7 protein-coding genes are annotated in these 6757 nt (G+C 65.9%); 5 read left to right on the top strand and 2 right to left on the bottom strand.

All coding sequences use genetic code 11. From position 1 onward, the window contains the following. The first annotated feature begins 598 nt into the window (after positions 1–598). Positions 599–913 (top strand): helix-turn-helix transcriptional regulator, encoded by a 315-nt coding sequence (locus IIB36_19875; protein ID MCH7534000.1) that lies wholly within the window; start codon positions 599–601, stop codon positions 911–913. Further along, complete coding sequence (locus IIB36_19880) at positions 906–2132, top strand: type II toxin-antitoxin system HipA family toxin (GenBank protein MCH7534001.1); 1227 nt, start codon at positions 906–908, stop codon at positions 2130–2132. The genes IIB36_19875 and IIB36_19880 overlap by 8 nt, the downstream gene beginning before the upstream one ends. A gap of 134 nt (positions 2133–2266) precedes the next feature. On the opposite strand, the gene IIB36_19885 is transcribed toward IIB36_19880, so the two are convergent. Both IIB36_19885 and IIB36_19890 read right to left on the bottom strand, forming a co-directional pair. After that, on the bottom strand, positions 2267–3499 hold the full coding sequence (locus tag IIB36_19885) for an aminotransferase class I/II-fold pyridoxal phosphate-dependent enzyme (GenBank protein MCH7534002.1): 1233 nt from the start codon (positions 3497–3499) through the stop codon (positions 2267–2269). A 4-nt stretch (positions 3500–3503) separates the two neighbouring features. Continuing rightward, on the bottom strand, positions 3504–4445 hold the full coding sequence (locus IIB36_19890; GenBank protein ID MCH7534003.1) for an NAD-dependent epimerase/dehydratase family protein: 942 nt from the start codon (positions 4443–4445) through the stop codon (positions 3504–3506). A 221-nt stretch (positions 4446–4666) separates the two neighbouring features. Here IIB36_19890 and IIB36_19895 point away from each other — a divergent pair, with 221 nt between their 5' ends. From IIB36_19895 to IIB36_19905, 3 genes are all read left to right on the top strand, one after another. Then, the gene (locus tag IIB36_19895; GenBank protein MCH7534004.1) at positions 4667–5761 is read left to right on the top strand and encodes a hypothetical protein; all 1095 of its coding nucleotides are present in this window, start codon (positions 4667–4669) and stop codon (positions 5759–5761) included. 73 nt (positions 5762–5834) lie between these two features. Then, on the top strand, positions 5835–6374 hold the full coding sequence (locus IIB36_19900; GenBank protein ID MCH7534005.1) for a sigma-70 family RNA polymerase sigma factor: 540 nt from the start codon (positions 5835–5837) through the stop codon (positions 6372–6374). Continuing rightward, positions 6371–6757, top strand: a 387-nt coding sequence (locus IIB36_19905) for a hypothetical protein (GenBank protein ID MCH7534006.1), incomplete at its 3' end; no start/stop codon positions are given. The genes IIB36_19900 and IIB36_19905, both read left to right, overlap by 4 nt.

Genomic DNA, 6757 nt, shown 5'->3' on the forward strand with positions numbered 1-6757 from the left:
GAAGACTCCGACCATGATTCACGTCGTCGAAGGTGATCCGCGAGAGCGCGGTCAGTGGCGTCCTCGAAGCTGGGCGATGAGCACGGTCAGCGGCATCCCCGAACTTGGGCGATGAGAAAGTCCTGAGCTCGCTGGTGCGAGCTCTCTGCGAGCAGCCGCATGGCGCGCTCACGAAGTGACTCGCGGGACTCGTTCCGGGCCGGCAGGTGGCACGCGGCCGTCGCCACGAGGATGAGCACGATTGGCACCGGCGATTGACCCGCCAGATCCACTGGCTTCGCGTCTTCGTGGAAGGCGTGGTGATGGTCGGCCCTGCAACGGCAGGCTATCCGACAGGGCCGCGACCCCCCTGCGCCCTACACCATGTGTGACCTACATACCAGGTCGTGGGTTACGGTGGCACGGCCCCATCTCCGTCGTTGGGGCTCCTAGGACCACCGTCTTCGGCGGCGGTGCCCGCGACGGCTATGGCGTCGCCTTCGCTGAGCTGGCGAGAACGCCGCAATTCCGTTCGATTTCTTTCCCTTAGGAATTGACACCTTCCAATGTAGTGATATCATACTATCACTTATCGATATGTAACAGGATATTCACTACTATGTTACTACTTGCTCCAAGGACGGTCGACGAGATCGCTCGGGGTCTGGCTGCGCGTGTCAAAGCGCTTAGGCTGGCGCGGAACTGGACCCAGAAGGAGGTGGCCGTGCGCGCCGGCCTAAAGCTCGAGACGTACCGCGTGTTCGAGCGTACCGGGAGGATCTCGCTGGAGCGGTTGATCAGACTCGCCCAGGTCCTGGACGCGATCGACGGGTTCGACCGACTGTTCCCGGAGCCCGCGGCGCATTCTCTCGACGAGTTCGAGAAACTGGGCGTCCGGCAGAAGCGGAAGCGCGCGAGGCGCCGCGATGCGTAGGCTCGACGTCTTCCTCGACTGGGGCAACGAGAAGATCCGGGTTGGCACGCTCGCCGAGCGGGATCGCCGGATTCTCCTCGAGTACGACGTGGCGTTCCTGAACGACCCTCTGCCGCTCTCTCCGTTCAAGCTCCCACTGACCGACGGACTGCATGAGGACGAAGACCTGGTGTTCGATGGGCTCTTCGGTGTGTTCCATGACTCGTTGCCCGATGGATGGGGCCTGCTCCTCATGGATCGGCAGTTACGGAAGTGGGGGATGGTCCGGGATCAGATCTCGCCGCTCGACCGTCTTGCCTATATCGGGAACCGAGGAATGGGCGCGCTGGTGTACGAGCCGGCACGCGACATGGACGAGATCGGCTCGCTAGGCGCCATAGAGCTGGATGACCTCGCCGGCCAGGCGACTCGGATCCTGGAGGGCAGTCTCGAGGACGTGCTACCCCAACTCATTATCGCCGGCGGCTCGCCCCAGGGCGCTCGACCGAAGGTGATCGTGGGCGTGCGCGAAGAGGATGACCACCTCATCAGCGGCGCGACCGACTTACCGGAGGGCTATCGGCACTACATGATCAAGTTCGGTGCGATCGAGGACGGGCCGGACATCGGAGCCGTCGAGGCGGCGTACGCGCTCATGGCGCGCCAAGCCGGGATCGTCATGGCGCACACGCGGCTCTTCGAGACGCCCGATGGTTCACGCTACTTCGGGGTCGAGCGTTTCGACCGGAACGGCGGCCGCCACCATATCCACACGCTGAGCGGGCTGCTGCACGCGAGCCATCGGCACCCTTCCGTAGAGTACGACGCACTGCTCCGGGCTACCATGGCTCTAACGCGGGACCACCGGCAACTCATCGCCGCTTTCCGGCACATGGTGTTCAACGTTCTGGCGCACAACCGCGACGACCACACCAAGAACTTCTCCTTCATCATGGCCAGGGACGGCACGTGGACGCGGACGCCGGCCTACGACCTGGTGTTTTCATACGGTATGGGTGGCTGGCACACCATGGCGGTGGCCGGTGAGGCCCAGCGGCCCCGGGTGAAGCACTTATTGGACGCAGGTGCCGCGGCCGGCGTGGGCCGAGAGGAAGGCCATTCGGTGATCCAGGAGGTCACAGCGGCCGTGGCCGACTGGCCTAGCTTTGCCAACGAGATGGGTGTGTCCCATGACCGCACTCGTGCGATAGGACAAGAGCTGGCTCGGCTACGCGCGTGAAGCGCCCGCCCATCGGACCATGTCGCCGCATTACGCGTGTGGTTTGCGTTCTCCTGCACGACGCGGATCCCACCGCCGCCGCGGCACCCTTCTCGATGCCAGGTGGCGGCCCGCTGTACTTCTACCACGGGCTGCTAGGCCTTTCCCTGGAACGCCTCCAAGAGTCCGAGCACGTGGTCGATGTCGGCCTCCGTGTGGTCGGCGTTGATCTGGGTGCGGATCTCTTCGTCTCCACGGGGCACCACCGGGTACGCCAGACCGGTTGCGAGGACCCCGTTGTCGTACAGGTACTGGACGAGATCTCGCGTCTTCTGAGTGTCGCGGACCATCAGCGGAACGATCGGATGCTCGCCCGGGATCGTCTCGATCCCGATCCGGCCGAGTCCGTCCTCGAAGCGTTTCGTCAACGACCGCAAGCGCTCGAGTAGTGCGACACCGACTTCACTGTCGACGATTTCGACAGAACGAAGCGCCGCAGCTGCTTCGCCCACCGTGATCGGGTTCGAGTAGATGTACATCTGCGACGATTCCCGTAGAAACTGGATCGTCGCCGCGTTTGCCGTCACGTAGCCGCCGTTCACTCCGAACGCTTTGCCGAGCGTGCCCACGAGGATGTCGACGGGAGCGCTGCCCGTGTACTCCTCCACTCCCCGGCCGGTGCGCCCGAAGGAGCCCACCCCGTGAGAGTCGTCGACGACGCACACGACGTTCTCCTCGTAGTCCGCGTCATGGCGGACACACGCGTCCAGGATCTGGTCTACGGGCGCATGGTCGCCACGCATCGAGAAGATGCCGTCGGTCACCACGAGCGCCCGCTTCGCCTTCCCCTTCCAGTCCCGGAGGGCAGCGTCGAGCGCGGCGACGTCATTGTGCGGGTAGATCGCCTTACCTGCGGGACGACTCAGCCGCATCGCGTTGATGATGCAGTTGTGGTTGAGCTCGTCCGAGATCAGAACGGTCTCGGGCGTGACGAGCGGCGTAATCGTGGAGACCACGGTGGCGTAGGCGGACGAGAAGATCATCGCCGCCTCCCGCGTGTGGAAGTCGGCGAGCTTCGCCTCGAGTGCGACGTGGGCTTGATACGTCCCGGAGATGAAGCGGACCGCCCCGGGACCCGCCCCAAAGTTTCGCGTCGCCTCTTCCTCGGCCGCGATGACCTCAGGCCGGAGACCCATGCCGAGGTAAGAGTTGGAGTTGAGGCGGATGAACTCCTTGTCGCCCTCGCCCAGCAGGCGGACGCGCGGACCCCGGTCACCTTGTGCCCGCTTCACGGCGACCACGACGGTCTCCGGTCCCTTTGCGGTGCCCATCTCCTCGAGGCTGGTGACGTGCGCATTCAGGACGGCGCTCAGTCGATCGACAGGCATGGCGTCACTCTTCTCTCAGTTGCGTGAGCATGTCTCGGGTCGTCGCCGCGACGTCGAAGGCCGGCTCCCAGCCCCACTCCTCGCGCGCGGCTGAGTCGTCGACGCAGTCGGGCCACGACTCGGCGATCGACTGCCGAACCGGATCGATGTCGTAGTCGATGGTGAAGTCCGGCAGGTGCTTCCGGATCTCGGCAGCCAGCGCTTCAGGCGCCAGTTGCATGGCCGTCAAATTGAACGCGTTGCGGTGGGTGAGTTTCGTTGGATCGGCTTCCATGATCGCGATCGCCGCGCTCACCGCGTCAGGCATGTACATCATGTCGAGCTGGCTGTCGGGCCCAAGGAAACAAGTGTACTGCCCGTGCGCGACGGCCTCATGGAAAATGTCGACCGCCCAGTCGGTCGTGCCCCCACCCGGCGGCGCACCGTACGAGATCAACCCGGGATACCGCACGCCGCGCGTGTCCACTCCGAAGCGCCGGAAGTAATAGTCGCACAGAAGTTCACCGGCCACCTTGGTGATCCCGTAGATCGTGGCCGGCCGCATGAGCGTGTCCTGCGGAGTTCGATCCTTGGGCGTGTCCGGTCCGAACACCCCGATCGAGCTCGGCGTGAACACCGCGCACTTCTGTTCGCGGGCCACGTCGAGCACCGATTCCAGGCTGGTCATGTTCACGTGCCAGGCGAGGCGTGGGTCCCGCTCTCCCACCGCGGAAAGGATCGCCGCGAGGTGGTACACCGTGTCCGCGTCGTGGCGCATCACAGCCTGGCCGACCGCCTTGGCATCTGTAGCATCGAGCAGCTGAAAAGGACCGGACTCCGTGATCTCCGGGCCGAGGTGGCGCACGTCCGTGGCGAGGACCTTGGAGGCCCCGTACCGCTCACGGAGGGCTGGCAAGAGCCACGAACCGATCTGCCCGCCGGCGCCGGTCACGAGGATTCGATTCACGTCGTAGGGGCTCCGGTCATGAAGCCATGTCACTCCTCTGCGGTCGGTCGGGGAGCGCCATTGTCGCGCAGGCCCGGGGAGGAATCAAGCGGGCACGGACGGACCCTAGAAGGGTGATCGGAAAGGGGGGTGGGCCACGCGCGTTACCTTTTCGAGACTTCGACCGTCTTGTCTCTGACGCCCGCCCAACGAGAGAGCGTCCAACCCTACGGAGACAAGACATGAAGACCCTGAAACCCAAAGCAACGCTGGCCTTCTTGGGCATCTTGGCCGTGGCCGCCTGTGAGGACGGCACGCCGACGACGCCGATCGTGGACGAACTGTTCACGCCGGACGAAACGATCGAACTGGAAGTGCTCGCGAGCACGGCGAATATCGCCGTCGCGCTGGAGCTCGCCGACGCGAGTAACAACGTCGCCAGTAGCCGCGGAGACGTTCGCGTCCAGGACGGTCGGGAGTTCCACGACCGCGCGCGGCTACGCTTCACAGACGCACAGGACGATCTGGCGCGCGGCAATCGTCGGGCAGCGCTCGACAAGGCCCGGGACGCTCGGCGGCTCGTCGTCCGAGCGATCGAGGCCACGGGAGGCGGTCGTGCCGTCACCGCTATGGTCGAGAGGCTGGAAGCGATTGCTTCCACGATCGGCGAGGACGTCGACTCCTTCCGCAATCCGGCGGATGTGGCGCGGGAGCTCAACGTACTGGCGGTCTCCGCTCGCAACGCGCTGTCGCGCGGTGACACCATGCGTGCCGGCGAGCGCGCAATCTTCGGTGATCAGCGCACGCATGACCGCCGCGCCAACGACCGAAGGCGTGACCGGGGGACCGACCGGGGAGGCAACGAGCGGCGGAGTGACGTAGGCCCGCGACGCGCGCAGCTCGCCATCGAGCTGGGCGCGACGGCGGTCGCGCTCGCCGAGCGGCTGCTGGAGAACAACGCCATCGACGACGAGCAGTCGAGGTTCCTCGCGACCGCTCACGAACTGCTCGAGAAGGCCCGAGCCGCATACGCCCGGGGCCACTATGGCCGCGCTGTGCATTTCGCGGAGGCCGCAAGCTGGTCGGCGCTCAAGGCCGTGGTCCTCCCGGGCGGCATCACCGAGGAGGAGATGCGCGCGATGATCGACCTGGCGAACTCGCTCCACGAGGAGGCCCGAGCCGCGATCGGCGACGCTCCGACCGAGGTGCAGATCGCGATGTTCGAGCGGGCTGGACGGCTCATCGAGCTCGGCGAGAAGATGGTCGCCCAGGGCAAGCAAAGAGGCATCGGACCCCTGTGGAGGGGTGCCGTGATCTCGAGTTGGCTGATCGGCTGACGATCGGGTCCGGGCGCCGTTCCCGCTGGGGGGGCGGCGCCTGTCCCGATATCTTCCATCCATGGTGTCACCTGTGGAACGAACCGATGCGCAGGTCGTCCGCGATGTCTTGGCCGGAGACCGCGACGCTTATCGGCTCTTGGTGCGCAGGTACAGCGACGTGCTCTACGGCCACGCACTGCGGATGGCGGTGAGTCAGGACGACGCGGCCGACCTCGTGCAGCGTGCGCTGGTGCAGGGCTTCCAGAAACTCCGGACGTGTCGCGATGCCGACCGCGTCGGGGCCTGGCTCTTCCGCATCCTGGCCAACCTGTGCAAGGACCACATCCGCAGCCCGCGGCGCACTGACATTTCCCTCACCGCCATGGCGGGCGTGCTTCGCGGCCGCTCCGACCCGGCATCGGATGCGGAGGGGGCGGAGGTGCGGAGCCGCGTGTGGGGTGCACTCGACGCGCTCACGCCGGAGCAGCGTGAAGCGTTCGTGCTCAAGCACGTCGAGGGCCGGTCGTATGAGGAGATCGCTGCGGTGATGGACCTCTCGGTAGCCTCGCTGAAGATGAGGGTGCACCGCGCGCGCCAGGCGCTGCGCGGCCTCTTGGAGGAGTACGCATGACCGACGACCTGGATCGCTACCTCGACGGTGACGTCGGAGCCGACGCGCTCGATGCCACGACTCGCGCCGATGCCGAGGCGTGGAACCGAATGGTCGAGTCCTTCCGCACTACCGCACCACGCGCGGTGGCGCCGGCCTGGCTCGAGCAAAAGGTCATGGGCGACATCGCAGCGCTACCTCGCCCAGGGGCGTTGGCAAGAGCGTTGCAGTGGCTCATGAACCCGACGCCCGTGCGCGTGTCGCCGCTAGCGACGGCGCTGGTGGTCGCGGCGTTTGCCGTCGTGCTTCTCCTGCCCCAAACCACACCGGAGCCCACGCCGGAGGTCGCTCGCCAAACGCCAGGCGTCGCGACGCCTGCCGGGGGCGCCGAACCGGTCGTCCAC

The sequence above is a fragment of the Gemmatimonadota bacterium genome (genome assembly GCA_022560615.1).
In the GTDB taxonomy this organism is placed as follows: Bacteria; Gemmatimonadota; Gemmatimonadetes; order Longimicrobiales; family Gaopeijiaceae; genus UBA1138.